The 18,116-nt window shown below is 54.0% G+C and carries 20 protein-coding genes and 1 riboswitch; of the genes, 13 read left to right on the forward strand and 7 right to left on the reverse strand.

The window, feature by feature from the left end:
* The first annotated feature begins 63 nt into the window (after positions 1-63).
* The 8 genes from WG219_10365 to WG219_10400 all read left to right on the forward strand — a co-directional run bounded on the left by WG219_10365 (position 64) and on the right by WG219_10400 (position 6,495).
* Positions 64-591 (forward strand): C40 family peptidase, encoded by a 528-nt coding sequence (locus tag WG219_10365; protein WXL27822.1) that lies wholly within the window; start codon positions 64-66, stop codon positions 589-591.
* A gap of 49 nt (positions 592-640) precedes the next feature.
* A riboswitch (cobalamin riboswitch) is annotated at positions 641-799 on the forward strand.
* A 138-nt stretch (positions 800-937) separates the two neighbouring features.
* A complete protein-coding gene (gene bluB / locus WG219_10370; protein ID WXL27823.1) occupies positions 938-1,600 on the forward strand; it encodes a 5,6-dimethylbenzimidazole synthase in 663 nt (220 codons plus the stop codon).
* Between the two features lie 15 nt (positions 1,601-1,615).
* Entirely contained in the window at positions 1,616-2,137 is a 522-nt protein-coding gene (gene cobU / locus WG219_10375; protein ID WXL27824.1) for a bifunctional adenosylcobinamide kinase/adenosylcobinamide-phosphate guanylyltransferase, read from the forward strand.
* Entirely contained in the window at positions 2,134-3,189 is a 1,056-nt protein-coding gene (cobT, locus tag WG219_10380) for a nicotinate-nucleotide--dimethylbenzimidazole phosphoribosyltransferase (protein WXL27825.1), read from the forward strand. The genes cobU and cobT overlap by 4 nt, the downstream gene beginning before the upstream one ends.
* Complete coding sequence (locus WG219_10385; protein ID WXL27826.1) at positions 3,186-3,761, forward strand: histidine phosphatase family protein; 576 nt, start codon at positions 3,186-3,188, stop codon at positions 3,759-3,761. The genes cobT and WG219_10385 overlap by 4 nt, the downstream gene beginning before the upstream one ends.
* Positions 3,758-4,492 carry an adenosylcobinamide-GDP ribazoletransferase gene (locus WG219_10390; protein WXL27827.1) on the forward strand — a complete coding sequence of 245 codons (735 nt, stop codon included), beginning with the start codon at positions 3,758-3,760 and terminating at the stop codon, positions 4,490-4,492. Before WG219_10385 ends, WG219_10390 begins: the two co-directional genes overlap by 4 nt.
* A 101-nt stretch (positions 4,493-4,593) precedes the next feature.
* Complete coding sequence (locus WG219_10395) at positions 4,594-5,793, forward strand: MFS transporter (GenBank protein WXL27987.1); 1,200 nt, start codon at positions 4,594-4,596, stop codon at positions 5,791-5,793.
* A 135-nt stretch (positions 5,794-5,928) separates the two neighbouring features.
* Positions 5,929-6,495: a glutathione peroxidase gene (locus tag WG219_10400; GenBank protein ID WXL27828.1), complete on the forward strand. Its 567-nt coding sequence runs from the start codon at positions 5,929-5,931 to the stop codon at positions 6,493-6,495.
* A 60-nt stretch (positions 6,496-6,555) separates the two neighbouring features.
* Here the strand turns inward: WG219_10400 and WG219_10405 are convergent, their stop codons facing one another.
* From WG219_10405 to WG219_10420, 4 genes are all read right to left on the reverse strand, one after another.
* Positions 6,556-7,743 carry an outer membrane protein transport protein gene (locus WG219_10405; protein ID WXL27988.1) on the reverse strand — a complete coding sequence of 396 codons (1,188 nt, stop codon included), beginning with the start codon at positions 7,741-7,743 and terminating at the stop codon, positions 6,556-6,558.
* A gap of 151 nt (positions 7,744-7,894) precedes the next feature.
* Positions 7,895-8,380, reverse strand: a complete 486-nt coding sequence (locus tag WG219_10410; GenBank protein ID WXL27829.1) for a hypothetical protein — start codon at positions 8,378-8,380, stop codon at positions 7,895-7,897.
* Positions 8,381-8,617: 237 nt separating this feature from the next.
* On the reverse strand, positions 8,618-9,472 hold the full coding sequence (locus WG219_10415) for a sulfurtransferase (protein WXL27830.1): 855 nt from the start codon (positions 9,470-9,472) through the stop codon (positions 8,618-8,620).
* Positions 9,473-9,559: 87 nt separating this feature from the next.
* The gene (locus WG219_10420) at positions 9,560-10,621 is read right to left on the reverse strand and encodes an SMP-30/gluconolactonase/LRE family protein (GenBank protein WXL27831.1); all 1,062 of its coding nucleotides are present in this window, start codon (positions 10,619-10,621) and stop codon (positions 9,560-9,562) included.
* A gap of 141 nt (positions 10,622-10,762) precedes the next feature.
* Here WG219_10420 and rnd point away from each other — a divergent pair, with 141 nt between their 5' ends.
* The 5 genes from rnd (at position 10,763) to WG219_10445 (ending at position 14,971) form a co-directional block, all read left to right on the forward strand.
* The gene (gene rnd, locus WG219_10425; GenBank protein ID WXL27832.1) at positions 10,763-11,896 is read left to right on the forward strand and encodes a ribonuclease D; all 1,134 of its coding nucleotides are present in this window, start codon (positions 10,763-10,765) and stop codon (positions 11,894-11,896) included.
* Positions 11,893-12,186, forward strand: coding sequence for a YcgL domain-containing protein (locus tag WG219_10430; protein WXL27833.1), 294 nt, complete (start codon positions 11,893-11,895; stop codon positions 12,184-12,186). The genes rnd and WG219_10430 overlap by 4 nt, the downstream gene beginning before the upstream one ends.
* A 22-nt stretch (positions 12,187-12,208) precedes the next feature.
* Positions 12,209-13,141 (forward strand): D-2-hydroxyacid dehydrogenase, encoded by a 933-nt coding sequence (locus WG219_10435; protein ID WXL27834.1) that lies wholly within the window; start codon positions 12,209-12,211, stop codon positions 13,139-13,141.
* A gap of 84 nt (positions 13,142-13,225) precedes the next feature.
* A complete protein-coding gene (locus tag WG219_10440) occupies positions 13,226-13,675 on the forward strand; it encodes a YcgN family cysteine cluster protein (protein WXL27835.1) in 450 nt (149 codons plus the stop codon).
* A gap of 69 nt (positions 13,676-13,744) precedes the next feature.
* Positions 13,745-14,971, forward strand: a complete 1,227-nt coding sequence (locus WG219_10445) for a hypothetical protein (GenBank protein ID WXL27836.1) — start codon at positions 13,745-13,747, stop codon at positions 14,969-14,971.
* 13 nt (positions 14,972-14,984) lie between these two features.
* On the opposite strand, the gene WG219_10450 is transcribed toward WG219_10445, so the two are convergent.
* The 3 genes from WG219_10450 to WG219_10460 all read right to left on the reverse strand — a co-directional run bounded on the left by WG219_10450 (position 14,985) and on the right by WG219_10460 (position 18,047).
* Complete coding sequence (locus WG219_10450) at positions 14,985-15,455, reverse strand: RNA methyltransferase (protein ID WXL27837.1); 471 nt, start codon at positions 15,453-15,455, stop codon at positions 14,985-14,987.
* A gap of 55 nt (positions 15,456-15,510) precedes the next feature.
* Complete coding sequence (locus WG219_10455; GenBank protein ID WXL27838.1) at positions 15,511-15,879, reverse strand: YajD family HNH nuclease; 369 nt, start codon at positions 15,877-15,879, stop codon at positions 15,511-15,513.
* 131 nt (positions 15,880-16,010) lie between these two features.
* Positions 16,011-18,047 (reverse strand): S9 family peptidase, encoded by a 2,037-nt coding sequence (locus WG219_10460; GenBank protein WXL27839.1) that lies wholly within the window; start codon positions 18,045-18,047, stop codon positions 16,011-16,013.
* Positions 18,048-18,116 lie beyond the last annotated feature (69 nt).

Genomic DNA, 18,116 nt, shown 5'->3' on the forward strand with positions numbered 1-18,116 from the left:
ACTTAAGAGAATAAGCAGGCACAGTAGAGGCTAGAGATATTCCGGCTCAGGATGGGCTTGCTCATGACCGTACTCCTTCGCTTGTCTGTTATTGCATTTGCGGCATTGCTCGGTGCATGTGCCAGTCAGCCGCCAGCCCCTGCGCCGCAGCCTAAAGCTGTCTATAGCCCACCTATCACAAGCTACGGTGGCGCTAATGATGTGTTGTTCAGTGCACTGGGTCTTGTAGGAACACCGTATGTCTGGGGCGGTAATACGCCCGACAGCGGTTTTGATTGCAGTGGCCTGATCGGCTATGTCTACCGTGATGCGGCGGGAATACGGTTGCCCCGTACGACCCGTGAAATGATCAACCTGAGCGCCCCAACCGTAAGCCGTAATGCCCTACAAAGCGGTGATCTGGTGTTTTTTGCAACAAGTGGTGGGCGCCAGGTTAGTCATGCAGGTATCTATGTAGGCGAGGGGCGTTTTGTGCATGCACCTTCCAAAGGTGGCACTGTTCGCCTCGATAGCCTCAGTAACAGCTACTGGCAACGTACTTATCTGAGCGCCAAGCGTGTTTTCCCGCAGAGGCTTGCGAGCAATCCTTAGCCAGCAGTTCGAAGCAGCGTTGTTTGACGTTGGCCACAGAAGCCACTAGGCTTCCCGGCTTGCAACAGGTGCCCCGACCATATGGTTCATGGGGTGAAACTGGGAAGTCGGTGAGTCATTTGAATTGATAATTCCGGCGCTGCCCCCGCAACGGTGAATGAGCATCCGCTCACAAGCCCGGAGACCGGCCTGTGCATATTCCACGACATCGCGGAGGGCTTTGTCATGTGCGCGCTCATACAGGGCGTGGGCTTGCTATTCCTCTGATGGCTCTCAATTCATCGCGCTAGCAGGCATCTTTCATGTTTCATCCCCATCTTTTATCTGCATTTCGTGAGAAGCGCAGATGACCTCCTATGTGTTCAGTGAGTCCGAGCGAGAGGCGATCTACCGGGTGATCGCTCTGCGTCGCGATATGCGTCATTTTTCTGGGGGGAAGGTTGAACCTGAGGTGTTATCACGTTTACTCGAAGCCGCTCATCAGGCTCCTAGCGTTGGCTTGATGCAACCCTGGCGATTCATACGTATCACTGCGCCGGTATTGCGTGAGTCGATTGGGGCGTTAGTTGAAGCTGAGCGGCTGCGTACTGCTGCGGCGTTGGGTGAGCGTAGTGACGAGTTCCAGCAACTCAAGGTAGAAGGTATCCGCGAGTGCGCAGAAGTATTGGTCGTTGGCCTGATGCCGGGGCGTGATGCTCATGTGTTCGGGCGCCGGACTTTGCCGGAGATGGATCTGGCCTCGCTCTCTTGTGCCATTCAGAACATGTGGCTGGCTGCCCGCGCAGAAGGCTTGGGAATGGGGTGGGTGTCTCTGTTCGAGCCACAGGCGCTGGCTGACTTATTAAAGATGCCAGAGGGCAGTAAACCGGTCGCCATCATCTGTCTTGGACCTGTTAACGCCTTTTATGACGAGCCCATGCTGGTTCAGGAAGGCTGGGCGAAGCCACGACCTTTGCATGAGCTGTTGCATGAGAATGGTTGGAACGAGCCCTGTGGTCACGATGTTTAACGAGAGAGCTATTTCATGCGGCAATTGATTCTCGGCGGTGCACGCTCAGGTAAAAGCAGTCTTGCGGAGCGCCTGGCTTACGAGTCAGGTCTGGATGTGACTTATTTCGCCACGGCCCAGGCGCTGGATGCCGAAATGAGTGCGCGCATTACTCACCACCAAGCCCGCAGGCCGGATCACTGGGCACTGGTAGAGGAGCCGCTATCCTTGGCGGACGCTCTGCTAGCCCAGGCGAGTGAAAGTAAATGTCTGTTGGTGGATTGCCTGACACTTTGGCTTAGTAATCTCCTGATGTTGGAGGATGAGTCGCGTCTGCGGGTAGAGTGTGATGCTTTGCTGAGGCTGATCCCGGAGTTACCCGGCGAGGTTATTTTAGTGAGTAATGAAACCGGTTTGGGTGTCGTGCCACTGGGTGAGCTGAGTCGCCGCTATGTCGATGAGGCTGGCTGGTTACACCAGGCGCTGGCTCAGCAGTGTGAGCGAGTTGTGTTTTGTGTGGCGGGTTTGCCGATGGTGCTCAAAGGGGGCGCATTATGAGCGTGCAGTGGTGGCATCAACCCTGTAAGTCACCAGACGAGGCGCAGCGTGCACGAGCGAAGGCCCGACAGTCGCAATTGACCAAACCCGCCGGCTCTTTAGGACAGCTTGAGGAGCTTGCCGTCCAGCTTTCGGCTTTACAAGGCAGAGAGTGCCCAGCCGTTGATAGGGTGCACATCAGTATTTTTGCGGGGGACCACGGCATCGTTGCAGAAGGCGTGTCAGCTTATCCGCAGTCTGTGACGGTGCAGATGCTCAGTAACTTTCTGAACGGTGGCGCCGCCATCAGTGTGTTGGCCAGGCAGTTAGGGGCAAGTCTTGAGGTCATCGACCTGGGTACTGTGCAGTCGCCTACTCCGATACAGGGCGTTCGCCAGTTGCACTTGGGTAAGGGGACCGCCAGTTTCTTGCGGGGGCCGGCCATGAGTGAGGACCAGCTGCACAGAGCCCTTGAATGTGGTCGGGAGGCGGTTCTCCGGGCCTTTCAAAACGGCTGTGAGTTGTTCGTCGCCGGGGAAATGGGTATTGGCAACACCACGGCTGCTACCGCGCTCGCCTGCTGGTTGCTGGATATTCCTGCTTCTGAACTTTCAGGCCCAGGAACCGGGCTGGATACACAGGGTATTGCCCATAAGGCTAAAGTGGTCGATGCCTCACTGGCGGCTCATCGGCAGCATGTTGACGGAGCGTGGGAAGCATTGCGTTATTTCGGTGGGTTTGAGATTGCGGCCCTTACCGGTGCTTACCTGACATGCGCGCAGATGGGCGTTGTCGTGCTTGTAGATGGCTTCATTTGCACTGTTGCAGCTCTTTATGCCACGCAATTAAACCCATCTTGCAAAGTATGGATGCAGTTTGCGCACAACGGTGCGGAACCAGGGCATCTGCGTGTACTAAAAGCACTTGATGCGCGCCCTTTGCTTGGACTGGGGTTGCGACTGGGTGAGGGCAGTGGTGCTGCACTGGCTGTTCCCCTGCTGCGTATGGCCTGTGCACTGCACAATGATATGGCTACCTTTGCTGAAGCGGCCGTATCGGATAAGTCCTTATGACACTGTTAATAGAGTTGATTCGCCATGGCGAAAGTGAGCTGGCGGGTAGTTTCAGGGGCAGTACAGACGATCCACTGACTGAAAAAGGCTGGTCGCAACTTCGCGAAGCGGTGGCAGGCGAGCAGCGTTGGAACCACATCGTAAGTTCACCACTTCAGCGCTGCTCACGTTTTGCCCAAGAATTGGCGTTAACGCTAGGTTGTGAGCTGACGCTGAGGGACGATTTGCAGGAGCTGCACTTCGGCGCCTGGGAAGGCAGAAGCAGTGCAGATCTGTATAAGACGGATGCGGCTGCTTTGAGCCAGTTTTGGGATGATCCCTACGCATTCACTCCGCCTGAGGCAGAGTCGCTAATGGATTTCGAGCACCGGGTATTGGGCGCGCTGCAGCAGCTTTATCTGCAACACAAAGGCGAGCGGCTGTTGCTGGTGACCCATGGCGGTGTAATACGTCTTCTGGTGGCCAGAGCCAGGGGCTTGCCGCGCAAAGGGTTGCTGCAGGTTAACGTCGGTTTTGCCCAGCGCTTTCGCCTGAGCTTAGATGATCAGGGTGTATTGAAGGAGCTGATATGACGGCCTGGTGGATTGCATTGCAGTTTCTAACGCGTCTGCCGGTGACGCTTGCCGATATGCCGCAGCCGCAGCAGGTCGGTCGGTCCCTGCTGTTTTACCCACTGGTCGGTTTGTTGATTGGTGCATTGCTATATGTTGAGCTGCTGTTTACCGCTACGGCACCAACGCTGCTACAGGCTGCTCTTGTACTGGCTACTTGGATTGCGCTGACAGGCGCTTTGCATATAGATGGTCTGGCAGACAGCGCTGATGCGTGGGTTGGTGGGCTGGGTGATAAAGAACGCACGCTGCGGATCATGAAAGATCCAGCCAGCGGCCCAGTGGCTGTGGTCACGCTTATCCTGCTGATGCTGGTTAAATTTTCAGCTTTGGTTGCCATTCTTGAGGCTGGCGATGTTATTTGGCTGATCCTGGTACCTTGGGTGGCGCGAGTGGCGTTACCGCTGCTGTTTCTGACCACACCCTACACGCGAGAGGGTGGCCTGGGTACTTTGCTGACTGAGCATATGCCACGCAAGCAGCTGCGCTTGGTTTTATTGATGCATGGTGTGGCTATGTTGCTTACCGGGCTTGCTGGGCTTGTTGTCCTGCTGACTGCAGGCATTGTCTTCGGTTACCTGCGCCTGCTTATGCTTAAGCGTTTAGGCGGCTGTACCGGTGACACTGCAGGTGCGCTGGTAGAAATTACGGAATGTATTGTGCTGGTATCACTGGCGCTCACTTTAGGGTGAGTGAGATGAGTTCCTTTTGCACCAAAGACTACTTGTAAGTGGCGGCAGGCTGATCAATCCTGCCACTTCAATTTGATCAGGGCCAAAAAGCTATGGGAACGTTGGGGCGCAGTGCATTGCTGCTGTTGGTGGGTGGCTCACTGATTCTCGCCTTGTCTTTGGGCGTTAGGCACGGTTTTGGTCTGTTTCTTGCCCCTATGAGCGCTGAGTTTGGCTGGGGGCGAGAAGTTTTTGCCTTTGCTATTGCGTTGCAGAATCTTATTTGGGGCTTGGTCCAGCCCTTTACCGGCGCATTGGCTGATCGCTTTGGTGTGAAGCGAGCAGTGCTTGTCGGCGGCGTCCTGTATACGGTTGGTTTGTTGTGCATGGCGTTCACTGAGTCGCCTTTAGGTTTGTCGCTCAGTGCTGGTGTGCTTATTGGCCTTGGACTGTCCGGAACTTCGTTTTCAGTTGTGCTAGGTGCTGTGGGCCGTGCTGCGCCAATAGAAAAACGCAGTATGGCCATGGGGATCGCAGCGGCAGCAGGCTCGTTTGGTCAATTCGCAATGCTGCCAGGCTCTCTGGGGTTGATCGCGTGGCTTGGTTGGTCGGGAGCATTAATCGCATTAGCCGTGCTGATCGCCTTGATTGTGCCGCTCGCTAGCATGCTTAGCGATATTCCCATCGTAGACCATGGCCCCAAGCAAAGCCTTGGTGAAGCTTTGCGCGAAGCCTGCACACACCAAGGATTCTGGCTGCTGGCCTTGGGTTTCTTTGTGTGTGGTTTTCAGGTGGTGTTCATCGGGGTGCACATTCCGGCATATCTGGTTGATCAGCATCTGCCTGCGATGGTCGGTACGACGGTACTGGCCCTGGTGGGGCTATTCAATATTGTCGGAACGTATGGCGCGGGCTGGCTCGGCGGTCGCTACTCCAAGCCTAAGCTATTGAGTGCTTTGTACCTGCTGCGTGGCGTAGTCATTGTGATTTTCCTGGTTGCCCCGCTTACTACCTGGAGTGCCTACGCATTCGGTATGGCAATGGGGGTGTTGTGGTTGTCTACGGTGCCGCTTACGAATGGGACCGTGGCCACACTGTTTGGTGTTCGTAACCTTTCAATGTTGAGTGGCATCGTTTTCCTGTTTCACCAGTTGGGATCGTTCCTTGGCGGTTGGCTGGGTGGTTACGTGTATGACAAAACCGGGAGCTATGATCTGGTTTGGCAGATTTCGATTCTACTCAGCCTTATGGCGGCGTTACTAAACTGGCCTGTGCGCGAGCAACCTGTCCCTCGCTTGCAAATGCAGGAGGTCCCTCGGTGAGTACAAGGGTGTTAAGCGCATTATTGATGGCCGCTTCAGGGCTTTTGCTCGTGCTGGCCTGGTGGGGCTGGCAGCAGGGCGGCTTGGCCTTATTGCAACTTGGTTTGAGTGTGTGCTGATTTGGCTGGAGTGAACATGAATTGGCTAGTACGCGGATGCATCTTTTCGCTGGCGGTGCTAAACGGACCGGTGATGGCTGATGAGTGCCCAGTGCTGTTGCAAGGTGAATTGCCACGCTTGCGCAGTACAGAAACGATCAACTTGTGCAAACAGTTTGCCGGGAAACCTTTGTTGGTCGTGAATACCGCCAGTTTTTGCGGGTTCACCAAACAGTTTAAAGGGCTGGAGGCGCTGCATCAGCGTTACAAAGCCCAAGGTCTAGAGGTTCTGGGCGTACCTTCAGACGATTTCCGTCAGGAGGCTGACAGTAGCGAAGAAACAGCTAAGGTCTGTTACGTCAACTACGGGGTCACCTTTACCATGACGGAAACACAGCCGGTAAGGGGGAGTGACGCGATCCCATTGTTCCGTGAGCTGGCTGCACAGACCAGTGCACCGCGCTGGAACTTTTACAAATACGTCGTTGATGCCCAGGGCAGCGTTATTGCCAGCTTTTCCAGCCTGACGAGCCCTGACTCACCTGAGCTGATAGAAGCGATAGAGCAGGCGATTGCCTCGCAACATCCGAAAATTTCTGAGTAGCGCATAAAGAAACGGGCCTCAGCTAGCAGTGCTTTGGCCCGTTTCATGACGCCTAGATGATTAGAAACGGTAGGTTACTTGTGTACCAAAGCCGTGTGCGCTGTTTTTGTAGTCAGCGTTGTATTCATCTGATCTGACACTTACTTTTTCTTCACGCAGGTAGGTGTAGGCTACGTCCACCGTCACGTCGTCATTCGGGCTCCAGCCAGCCCCGAGGCTAAATGCCCTGCGGTCGCCAGTTGGGATGCGTGGTGAACGGTCGGTATTGTTGGTGGGGGACTGATCAACCGCCAAGCCTGCACGTAACGTCCACTGCTGGTTTAGCTTATAGGCTGCACCGATGGCGTGACTCCATGTGTCATGCCAGTTTTGTGGCTCAGTGATAGTGCTTAACTGACCAGACAGCAGGGGGGATACGTCTTTGTTCTCAACTGTGATGTCTTTCAGGCGACTCCAGCGAGTCCAGGTGCTACCTGCGTAAATTGTCCACTGATCGTTGAGGTCATGGGTGACAGAGAAGTCAACGGACTCAGGGGTGGAAACCCGCAGTGAACCGTCGTATTTGACACTCAGGATATTGCCCAAGTCCATTTTTGTATCACCTTTGAGGCGATACTTTACTTTGGAGTGATAGGTGATACCTGCACGTGTGCTAGGGGTGAACTCATAAAGTGCACCAATGTTGTAACCAACAGCGGTGTCGTCACCTTTGACTTTGACTTTGGCTTCACCAAATGGGCTTGGTACGGCCGATGTCAACTCACCATCGATACGGTTGATGGTGGGGCCAAAGCCAATAGAAAACTGGTCATTAAAACGGTAACTGATCGTTGGCTGTAGTGTGATCACCCGAACTTCACTTTTAAGGCCCTCAGCGCGTCCCTGAAAACTCTTTTCGTAGTCGGTGGTCAGGCCAAATGGTACGTAAACACCGAGACCAAAAGTCCAGTTTTCATCAATGGGTTTGACGTAAAAACCCATTGGGACCGTTGTGAAAGGAACCATGTCCCCGTCATTACTGCCGTTCAGTTGGCCACTTGCGTGAGATATGTCGGTTTTTGCGTGAATAAATACTGCGCCGGCGCTGATCTGTTCACGTTTGAGTCTGGCCATACCTGCCGGATTACTAACCACTGTGGTGGCATCCTCTGCCGAGGACGATCGTCCTGCATATGCCGTACCCATCGAGCTAACACTTTGCTCGTTAATTGCAAAACCGCCCGCGAATGAGTAACTGGCTGCAGACATCAAAGCCAGTGAAAGGCAGGTTTTTGAGAATTTATTGGTCACGGGATGAGCTCCTGATTATTTGAATTGGCGGTTAGCTGCTCGATGGAGACAATGCCAATATTGATGTAGTTCCCGTTTTAGACCGTTTTACCTTAAAAAAACTGACCTTTTAGGCAACTTTGTACTGAATGCCAATTAAGCCCTGCCAGGTTTTAATGAAATCATGCAGTTGACCGTTAGCGTTGAATGCCACGCGCCAGAGCTGAGCCATTCCGGTAGCATCAGTTATATCCGGTAAAGTTTTACCGTTAGATGCTGACTCGATTAACAACCAAGCGATTGCTGTGGCATAGCGCAAGTTAACGATCAGTTCAGTGTCAGGAGCACTAAGAAACGCGTGTTGGCTGGCCAGGCCTCGAACGAGGCTTGCCAAGTCGGGATCTCGGGCTAGATAGTGATCCCAGATGTATCGATGATCATGAGTGTTAATACGGTACAAGCCATGTCCACGATCATCATCAAGGCTGGCGCAGAGCTGGGACTGGCTGGCAGCAATTGCAAGCAGTAAATGTTCAGCTGCTGCGGAATGCTTATCTAAATATTCAAGGGTGGGCCGTATGACATGCTGGCTCAGTTCGCTGGCGGTGATTCCCATATTACCCTCGCTGATAGATTGCTGGGCGCTGGGCAATTGTTGCGTCTATGAGAAAAAGGCCCAGCCTGAAGCGGGGTTAGCCGCTTCAATTAAAGCCTAGCTCTACATAATGTATGTAATGGGCTGTTTTTAAATTGTTTTTGGTCTCGTCAATCGCCCTATATAGCCATTCGTACTGAAAAGCCCGGCCAGGCGTGTGAGCTGCTTGCTGGTCGGGCCTTTGGTTTTTCAACGCCCTTATTCACCCGTGGCGATGGGGCGTTCAGGATCAGTGATCCATTCGCTCCATGAACCCGCATAGAGTGGGGCGAGCGGGTAACCGGCTAAATTGAGCGAAAAAAGGTTATGACATGCCGTTACGCCAGAACCGCAGTAGGCAATCAGCGCTGATGCAGGGCGGCCCTTGAGCAGTTCACTAAAGCGTTTGTGAAGCTGCTCAGGGCTGAGGAAGCGGCCGTTTTCATCGAGGTTACCGGTGTAAACAGCGCACTGCGCTCCGGGGATATGCCCAGCAACCGGATCAAGGGGCTCGATCTCGCCCTTAAAACGCGGTAGGGCGCGTGCGTCCAGCAATGTCAGTTCGCTGCTGGCCAGACGCTGCTGCAGTTGTTCAGCTGTGATCAGCAGGCTGTTATCCGGGCTGCCGTCAAAGTTTCCCGCGGGTAGGTTCACAGTCGCAGTCGTCAATGCTCCACCTGCTTCTTTCCAAGCGTTTAGCCCGCCATCAAGTAGGAAGACGCCTTCGCGTTTACCCAGCCATGTCAGCAGCCACCAGGCCCGCGCAGCAAATGCGTCTGTGCCGTCATCGTACAGAACGATTTCACTGTCATTGCTGATGCCCCACTGGCGTAAGCGCTGGATGAGTGCTTGAGGATCGGGGAGGGGGTGGCGACCTGTTATACCTTTGCGTACCGGGCTGGAGAGATCATGCTCCAAATCAGCAAAGAGAGCTCCGGGGATATGCCCCTCACTGTAGCTTTTTCGGCCGTAGTCGTGATCATTTAGAGCAAAGCGACAATCGAGAATGCGCAGGTCATTTTGCTGGAGGCGTTGTTTGAGTTGCTCGGGGCTGATCAATTGAGCGAGGGGCATTGTGGGCATCCTGACGGTCGAAAGATATCGTCATCATAAACCCGCTTATAAAGGGGGCGACAGCCCAGCAGTCGCCCCAAGTGAGAGTTAACGGATTTTGAGTTTACCGATTCGATCATTATCCAGACTACCGAAATAGAGGTAGTCTCCGACCGGTTTGGCTGAAGTAATCATGCGTAAGTGGCTGCCACTGGTGTCATGCAGGCTTTGAATAATTTCACCCTTTTCGTTTAGCGCAATTACCAGCCCATAGGGTGTTGCCTTAGGCCATAAGCTGCGCGGGAGTTTGGCCAGTTGGGCTTTGACCCAAGGATTTCGATGCAGCCAGTCGGCATCCGCTTTACGTGGAGACGGCAGAGCAACCCAGAATGTGCCTTGACGATCACCTTGGAGGTTGTCTGGTAGGCCAGGAAGGTTGTCGATGAAAATGTCGTGGCTGCCGGTTTTCTCACCTTTAAGCCAGTAACGGGTGATGCGGTAGCGGTAGGTTTCGTTGACCAGAACAAAGTCTTCGTTGGCTGAAAGCGCTACGCCATTGGCGAAATAAAGATCCTTGAGCAGGACACGGGTTTCTTTGGTTTTCGGGTTATAGCTAAGCAGCCTGCCATGTGGTCGTGCTTCTAGCAGATCAAGGAGGTAGTCGGGTTGTTCGAAGCGTGAGCTTGCGTCGCTGAAATAAATGGTCCCATCACTGGCAATGTCCAGATCATCAGTGAATTTGAACGCAACGCCTTCCGCTTCACGCGTCAGCACGCTGATAGTGCCCTGTTGATCAATACTCAGTAGCCCCTGATAGGCATCAGCTACGATCAGGTGGCCGCTGGTATCGAAATCCATACCCAGGGGCCGGCCCTTGGTGTCGGCAAAGACTTCGATCGAGCCATCCGCGCCTATGCGAACGATCTGTCCGTTATGCAGCCCTGTATACAGGCGCCCATCAGTATCTACCGCCGTGTCCTCCGGACCCTCGATCTGTCCCTTAGCAATCAACTCAGCCTTCATGAGGGTGTCGTTGGGTTCCAGCGTACCAGTCAGTGGTGGGGGCGCTGGTGCATCCCAGCTAAGGGGCTGGATCGGGCTGCTGCTCAAGCCTAGGCAAAGAGCAACCGCAACAATTAACAACAGAAGTAGGGCAAGTAGCTTTCGCATGATTGTTATTTTCCTTTGCCTGTCGTGAACGACACTGAATACGCCCCCATTGGCCGGGCGTCTGTATGTCCGATGGTATCAGTGCATCACATTGAAGGGTGTGCGATATATACTTCACGGTATCAATAGTGGGAGAGCCGTGTGGCGATTGAAATCCAATGGGTTGGTGATAACACCAGCCTTGCGCAGCATTGTGCCAAGTGGCGAACGCTGCCGTTTGTTGCGCTGGACACCGAGTTCATGCGCGTCGATACCTTTTACCCAATTGCCGGTTTGCTACAGGTCAGCGATGGCGCGTGTGCCTATCTGATTGATCCGCTGCTGATTAGCGACTGGCAGCCCTTTGCGGCCTTACTGACAGATACTCATGTCGTTAAAGTTGTACATGCCTGCAGTGAGGATCTTGAGGTTTTCCAGCGCCTCACCGGTAGCCTGCCAACTCCGCTATTTGACACTCAACTTGCCGCTGGCTACCTCAATATCGGCTTTTCTATGGGCTATTCGCGCCTTGTTCAAAGCGTGCTGAATATCGAGTTGCCCAAAGGGGAAACCCGTTCGGACTGGTTGCAGCGTCCTTTGTCTGACACACAGATCAGCTATGCCGCTGAAGATGTGTTGCACCTTGCTGAGCTGTATCCTCGCTTGAAAAAACAGCTCAGCGAGGAGAAGTATGCATGGGTGCTGGAGGATGGCGCCGAGTTGGTGAGTCATCTGTGTCGAGAGGTGCATCCAGAGTTGGCGTATCGCGATGCTAAGTTGGCGTGGAAGCTATCCCGTCAGCAGCTGGCAGTCCTACGTGCATTGTGCAGTTGGCGTGAAGAGCAGGCGCGTAGCCGTAATCAGCCGCGCAATCGGGTGTTGCGTGAAAACTCCCTGTGGCCGATTGCCAGAACCCAGCCGGACAACCTGGTCTCCTTAGCGCGTATTGAAGACATGCATCCAAGAACGGTTAGGCAGGATGGCGACTTCTTGCTGCAGCTGATCAAACAGGCTGCAGCATCACCTGCCTCTGAGTGGCCAGAAGCATTGCCCGAACCCCTGCCAATAGAGGCTTCTGGAGTCCTTAAAAAGCTGCGCGCAATCGGTTTGCGTGAGGGCGAGAGGCTGAATATTGCGCCAGAACTAATGCTGCGCAAGAAAACCCTGGAAAGCCTGCTGAAGAGCGGTTACCCGAATGGGCCGTACCAATTGCCTGATTCCCTCAAGGGCTGGCGACGTGAATTGATGGGCCAAGCGCTGCTGAACTGCCTTGGTACTGCTGGAGAGTCCGTTTGAAACAGATTTGCTCAATCTACAAAAGCCCGCGTAAGAACGAAATGTACTTGTACGTACTGCGCAGCGAGGGTTTGTCCCGTGTGCCCGAAGCTTTGTTGAATGTCTTCGGCAAACCCGCACTGGCCATGGAATTGGTATTGACGCCGGAGCGCCAGTTAGCACGTGAGGATATCAATAAGGTGCTCGAAAACCTGAAAGAACAGGGCTTTCATCTGCAGATGCCTCCTCAAGAGGATGAATACATTGAGCACTTGCCTGACGAACTGCTCTGCCGCAACGATCCTGTTTGATCCGTCATAAGGGGATGGACCATTGCGCCTGTTGATTGCCGAGCGCCAGCACCAGATTTACGCGGACTACGTGCGTCAGCAGGTACCGTATCTTGATGTGTTTGCCAGTGATGATCCTGCCACGTTGTGTCAGCAGGCTGGCAACTGCACGATCTGGCTAGGTCAGCCTGACCTGTTGGCGGGCCTGCTGCGTCAGGGACATAAGCCCGACTGGCTGCAATCGACGTGGGCGGGCATCAAGCCCTTATTGGCTACTGATTTGCCACACGACTACCAACTAACGCGAGCTGTTGGAATTTTTGGGCAGGTAATGGCTGAGTTCATGCTTTGTCATATGCTCGCCCATCAGCGTCAACTGGCCCAGCAATGGCAGGAACAGCGTGAGCGCCACTGGAACAACCGATCACCGCAAAGCCTTGCTGGGCGTCGCGTATTGATTGTCGGTACAGGGGATATTGGCCTGCGCGTAGCGCAGTTTCTTGCGCCGTTCGGGTTGAAGTTAACCGGTATAGCCAGCAGCGCTCGCCAACTGCCGCCTTTTGAGCGAGTTGGTGACTTACGGGATTTACCAACATTTGCCGCTGAGACTGATTTTTTGATCAATCTGCTGCCGGATACCGACGATACACACGACCTGTATGACGAAGCGCTGTTTGCTTGCATGCAGCCTCACGCGCTGTTTATCAATGCCGGGAGGGGGGGCGCTGTGGTCGATTCAGATTTGGTTGCGGCGTTGCAGCAAGGCCAGTTGGCAGGCGCTGTCATCGACGTGTGCAGGCAAGAACCCCTGCTAACTGAGCACCCATTCTGGAACACGCCTAATCTGCTATTAACCGGCCACAGTTCTGCGCCGACCGATCCACATCTCATGGCTAAGCTGTTCATTGACAACCTGCGCTGCTACCAGTCTGCCAAGCCATTGATGGGGCGGGTGGACTTTAGTCGCGGTTATTGAGAGCGCCGCTAGCTTGTAGCTTGGCCGTATCTCGGGCAGCAGCTAGACTGCCCGGTTTTATCCCTTCTCTTTAGTAATGTGTAAATGGCCGCAAAAGTCGAACCTTTCTGGAAACGTAAAACCCTTGATCAGCTCGATCAGGATGAGTGGGAGTCCCTCTGTGACGGCTGTGGCTTGTGCTGCTTGCAAAAGCTAGAGGATGAGGATGACGGTAGCGTCTACTACACCCGCATTGCGTGCAAGTTGCTGGATCTGGAAACATGCCGCTGCAAGGATTACAGCAATCGCCGTAAGTTTGTGCCAGATTGTATTCAGCTCACACCGGCTCAGGCGGATAGCTTCCAGTGGCTGCCGCCGACCTGCGCATATCGACTGGTAAGTGAAGGCAAAGACTTGCTGATTTGGCACCACCTGGTTTGTGGAGATCCGGATCAGGTACATAAGCAACGTATTTCCCAAGCTGGGCGCATGCTCAGTGAATCCAGCGTGGCGGAAGAAGATTGGGAAGATCACATGATTTTCCGCGCCGGTTGAGCAAGATGCGAGACCTTCCGGCAGCCCAATCCTAATGAGAGACGATCAAATGCACTGTGGAGCGTTGTCATGCTGATTCGCCGTTTACTGATATCTGCTGCTGTATTGTCCCTGAGTACGTCGGTCTGGGCGAAAAAGGTTGATGTCGATTTCAACGTGCGCTTTCTGCCGGAAACCGAGCAGGCTGAAGTACGCATGACGATAGAAGATGGTTCAGTCATTCGCAGTTTGGACTTCAATCTGGGGGACCAGCAGAACTACAGTGATTTTGCCGCCGATGGGGAGTGGACGCAGAGTACACCAGGGCGGGGGGTATGGAAGCCTGCTCAAGGTAAGTCGAACCTGACGTATAAGGTCCGTATAAATCATGAGCGCGAGCCGGGGCGTTTTGACGCTCGCATCACACCAGACTGGGCGCTGTTCCGGGGAGACGACCTGGTTCCACCGGCTAAGCTGGATCATGTCGACAAGACCCAATTCGTAACACGGGTTAAGTTTGAATTACCCAAAGGCTGGAAGTCTGTTGAAACAGGGTGGCCGCGGGTCGGTAAGAACAAGTTTCGGGTGGATAATCCTACGCGGCACTTTGATCGACCCACTGGCTGGATTGTGGCCGGCAAAGTGGGCACTCGCCGTGTAAAACTTGGTGAAACTGACGTTGCAATTGCAGCCCCCGTGGGTGAGGGGATGCGCCGCATGGATGTCATGACCTTGCTGACCTTCATTTGGCCTGTAGCCCAAGAGGTGTTTCCACGTGATCCGTCCAAGCTCTTAATCGTGGGGGCTGGGGACCCAATGTGGCGCGGCGGTTTGTCGGCCAGCAACTCCTACTACATGCACAGTGATCGCCCTTTGGTGAGCGAGAACGGCACAAGCTCGTTAGTCCACGAGTTGGTTCATGTTTTTAGCCGTATCAGCGCGACAGACCGCAGTGACTGGGTAACCGAAGGTATCGCTGAATATTACTCAATTGAGCTGATGCGCCGAGCTGGTGGATTAAGCGAAGAGCGCTACCAAAAGATCCGCGAGCAACTGATTCGTTGGAGCAAACCCGTTAAGAGTCTGCGTACTGACCGCTCCACAGGGCCGGTGACTGCACGTGCTGTTCTGCTGCTTCAGGAGCTGGACCGCGAAATTCGTGCAGCCACAAAAGACAGTACAGCCCCGCGCTCACTGGATGACGTAGCGCGTGGCTTGATGCGCTTGGATAAAGTCAGCACCGAAGACTTTGTCGAAATCAGCGAGAACGTGATGGGGCGGGCTTCGAAGGTACTCGATAATAAATTGCTGCGCTGAAACAGCAGGTAATTTATTTGAACTTAGGGCCTGAGCGGGTGTTCAGGCCTTTAGCCATACGGTCATACAGCACCACGTTAACCGTTGCAGCTAGGTTCATACAGCCTTCGGTGGGGATGTACACGACATCTTCACACCACGAGCGGATTTCTTCATTCAGCGAGCCATCCTCCGGGCCGAAGATATAAATCGCCCGGTCCGGATGGGTGTAATCAGGCAAGGGGCGGGCGCCGTCCACCAGCTCAACGGCAACTGGTGTACAACCCAGTGGAATGATCTGTTTGAGGTCCTCAACACCGATCAGAGGGATATCCATATAGATACGCTTGGTGTCGGTGACAAAGTCGCGGGCGCGCTCATAGCGTTTGCCCGTATAAAAAACCGAGGCCACGCCATAACAGCCAGCTGCACGCATAACGGCACCGACATTTTCCGGCGACTTGGGATTGTATAAGCCTATGCAACTGTATCGTTTGTTTGCCACGTAACCGGCCTTGTCTGTGCGTTAGAACCAAGGCCGGGATTATACGGCAGCAGGGCTACTGTTTGCCTTTCTGTAACAAAGCAGCCAAGTCGGCAAATGCCTTATGTGTGGCTTGGGGGCCTTGGGGGCTTGCTGTGGAGCTCTCGCTGAAATACTGCTGATCGGTGTAACGTGCATGCTCATTATCGTGGCAGAACAGGCACAGCAGCTCCCAATTGGAGCCGTCTTGCGGGTTGTTGTCGTGGTTATGGTCACGGTGATGAACCGTGAGTTCGCTCAAGCGCTTGCCGGAAAACTCGCGGGCGCAACGGCCGCAGACATGCGGATACATTTTTAGAGCTTTGGCTCGGTAACCTTCCTCTCGTTCGCGCTGTGCCTGTGCCAGGATGCGGTCGAGTTTGCCTGTTGCGGTGTTGCTGCTCATGGGATGGCCGTTGTTTGCAGGGATGATACGTTGAGTTTAGCCGCCCGTTTACACGCTGAGAACTGCGCAAGCCTGTACTGGGCCGATTGTCTGAAGTGCAGTAAACGATTTTTGTATTGGGCTAGCAGCTACTAAAAACTATTAAAGCCCAAGCATTTAAGGATAAAAGCGTATTCCAGCGCTGCATCCTTAAGCGCCTGATAACGACCACTCATTCCTCCATGGCCTGCATCCAGTTCAGTTTTCAGCAGCAGGAGGTTGCTGTCGGTTTTTTTCGTCCGCAATTTTGCCACCCATTTAGCTGCCTCCCAGTATTGCACTCGGCTATCGTTATAACCGGCAACGGCCAGAATAGCCGGATAGGGCTGGGCGCTGATGTTCTCGTAAGGGGCATAGCCCTTGATGCGTTCGAACACTTCTGGGTGATTCGGATCTCCCCATTCATCGTATTCAGTAACGGTCAGTGGTAAGTCCGGGTTGAGCATGGTGTTGAGTACATCCACAAACGGTACTTCTGCGATAGCAGCGGCAAACAGGTCAGGGCGTCGGTTCAACACTGCTCCGATCAGCAAACCACCAGCGCTCCCACCGCTGATAACCAATTGTGTGCTGTCAGTGTAGCCCTCACTGATCAGGTGCTCAGCACAGCTGATAAAGTCGCTGAAGCTATTCTGCTTATGCTCCAGTTTGCCGCCGCGGTACCAGGCTTCACCCAGTTCACCACCGCCACGTACATGAGCGATAGCAAATACAAAGCCGCGCTCCAGCAGGCTTAACCGAGCATGAGAGAACCATGGGTCAAGACATTCACCATAGGCGCCGTAGCCATACAGATAAAGTGGTGCCGGTTTGCCTAGTACATCTCGTTTGGCCACCAAGCTGATAGGCACTAGGGTACCGTCCCCGGCGCTAGCCCAGAGGCGCTGGCTGATGTAGTCATCGGGATTAAAAGTCCCCAAAACTGGGGTTTCTTTAAGAACCTGCTGTGTCCCATCGTTCAACTGCAGCTGACGCACTTGAGCCGGCCGATTGAGCGCCTCATAACGTAGGCGGATCACCGGACTTTCGAATTCCAAACTGTCCTGAACGAACAGGCTGTAGGCGGCGTCGGGCAGGTGTACGTTGTAAACCGGGGCTGCTTCTGGCTGCACCTCAATGATCGGCAAGCCACCTTTACGCAGACTCAGAACAACAGCCTGCTCATTGAGGGTGATGCCGTCGACCATTACCTCCGGATCATGCGCCCGGTATAGCTGCCAGTGTTCGCGCTGCGGTGTAGCATCATCTGCGGTAAGCACGGCGAAGTTGATACCGTGTTGATTGCTGCGGATAAACCAAGTCCAAATGCCATTGTGCTTACCGTGGTCTGCATCGTACTCGTGACCTTCTTCGCGTGGGGCGAGGCAGGTGAACGAAGCTTCAGGTGTATCAGCATCCACAACCCAGCATTCGGTCGTGGTCTTGCTACCTAGTTGCAGTATCAATTTGCGTTCGGAGCTGCTGCGGTAGCAAGACAGAAAAAAACGCTCATCCGTTTCGTGGAAAATCATCTCGGCATTCTGTTCACCCAGCGTATGGCGGAACAGTTTGTACGGGCGATGGGTGTCGTCCAGTTCGACAAAAAACACTGTCTGGCTATCGTTGGCCCACGTCATGCGGCCATCACAGTTGGCAAAGGGCAGGGCAGTCACCTTGCCGCTACTCAGATCCTTGATAAATAGTTCATAGACCTCTTCGCCACTGGTATCCAAGCTGTAGGCCAGACGCTGATGATCAGGGCTAATGCTGAATGCCCCAACCGAGATAAACCCGCCATCTGCCAAAGCATTGGGGTCCAGCAGCAATTCTTCGCTGGATGGGTCGATTTCAACCGAATCACTGTGAGGGCGTTTGCATCGATAGTGGCGCGGGTATTCATCACCTGCAGTGGTGCGGTGGTAATACAGATAAGGCCCCCAAGGCGACGGCAGCCCCAGATCGGTTTCGCGAATTCGCCCTTTGATCTCCTGAAACAGCTGTTCTCTGAGCGCTGCCTCATCCGCTAGCTGGGCCTCGAGATAGGCGTTCTCAGCTTTGAGATAGTCAAGCACCTCGGCCGCATCGCGATTTTCCAACCAGCAGTAAGGATCGGCAGCGGCCTCAAGGCGGGCGACAGGGGCGTTGGACATAATAAAACTCCAGTTATAAAAGGCCGCCAGCAGGTGACGCGATGGCGGTTAAAAGCCGCTATGATAAGC

The sequence above is a fragment of the Pseudomonas mendocina genome (assembly GCA_037482215.1).
Lineage (GTDB): Bacteria > Pseudomonadota > Gammaproteobacteria > Pseudomonadales > Pseudomonadaceae > Aquipseudomonas > Aquipseudomonas mendocina_E.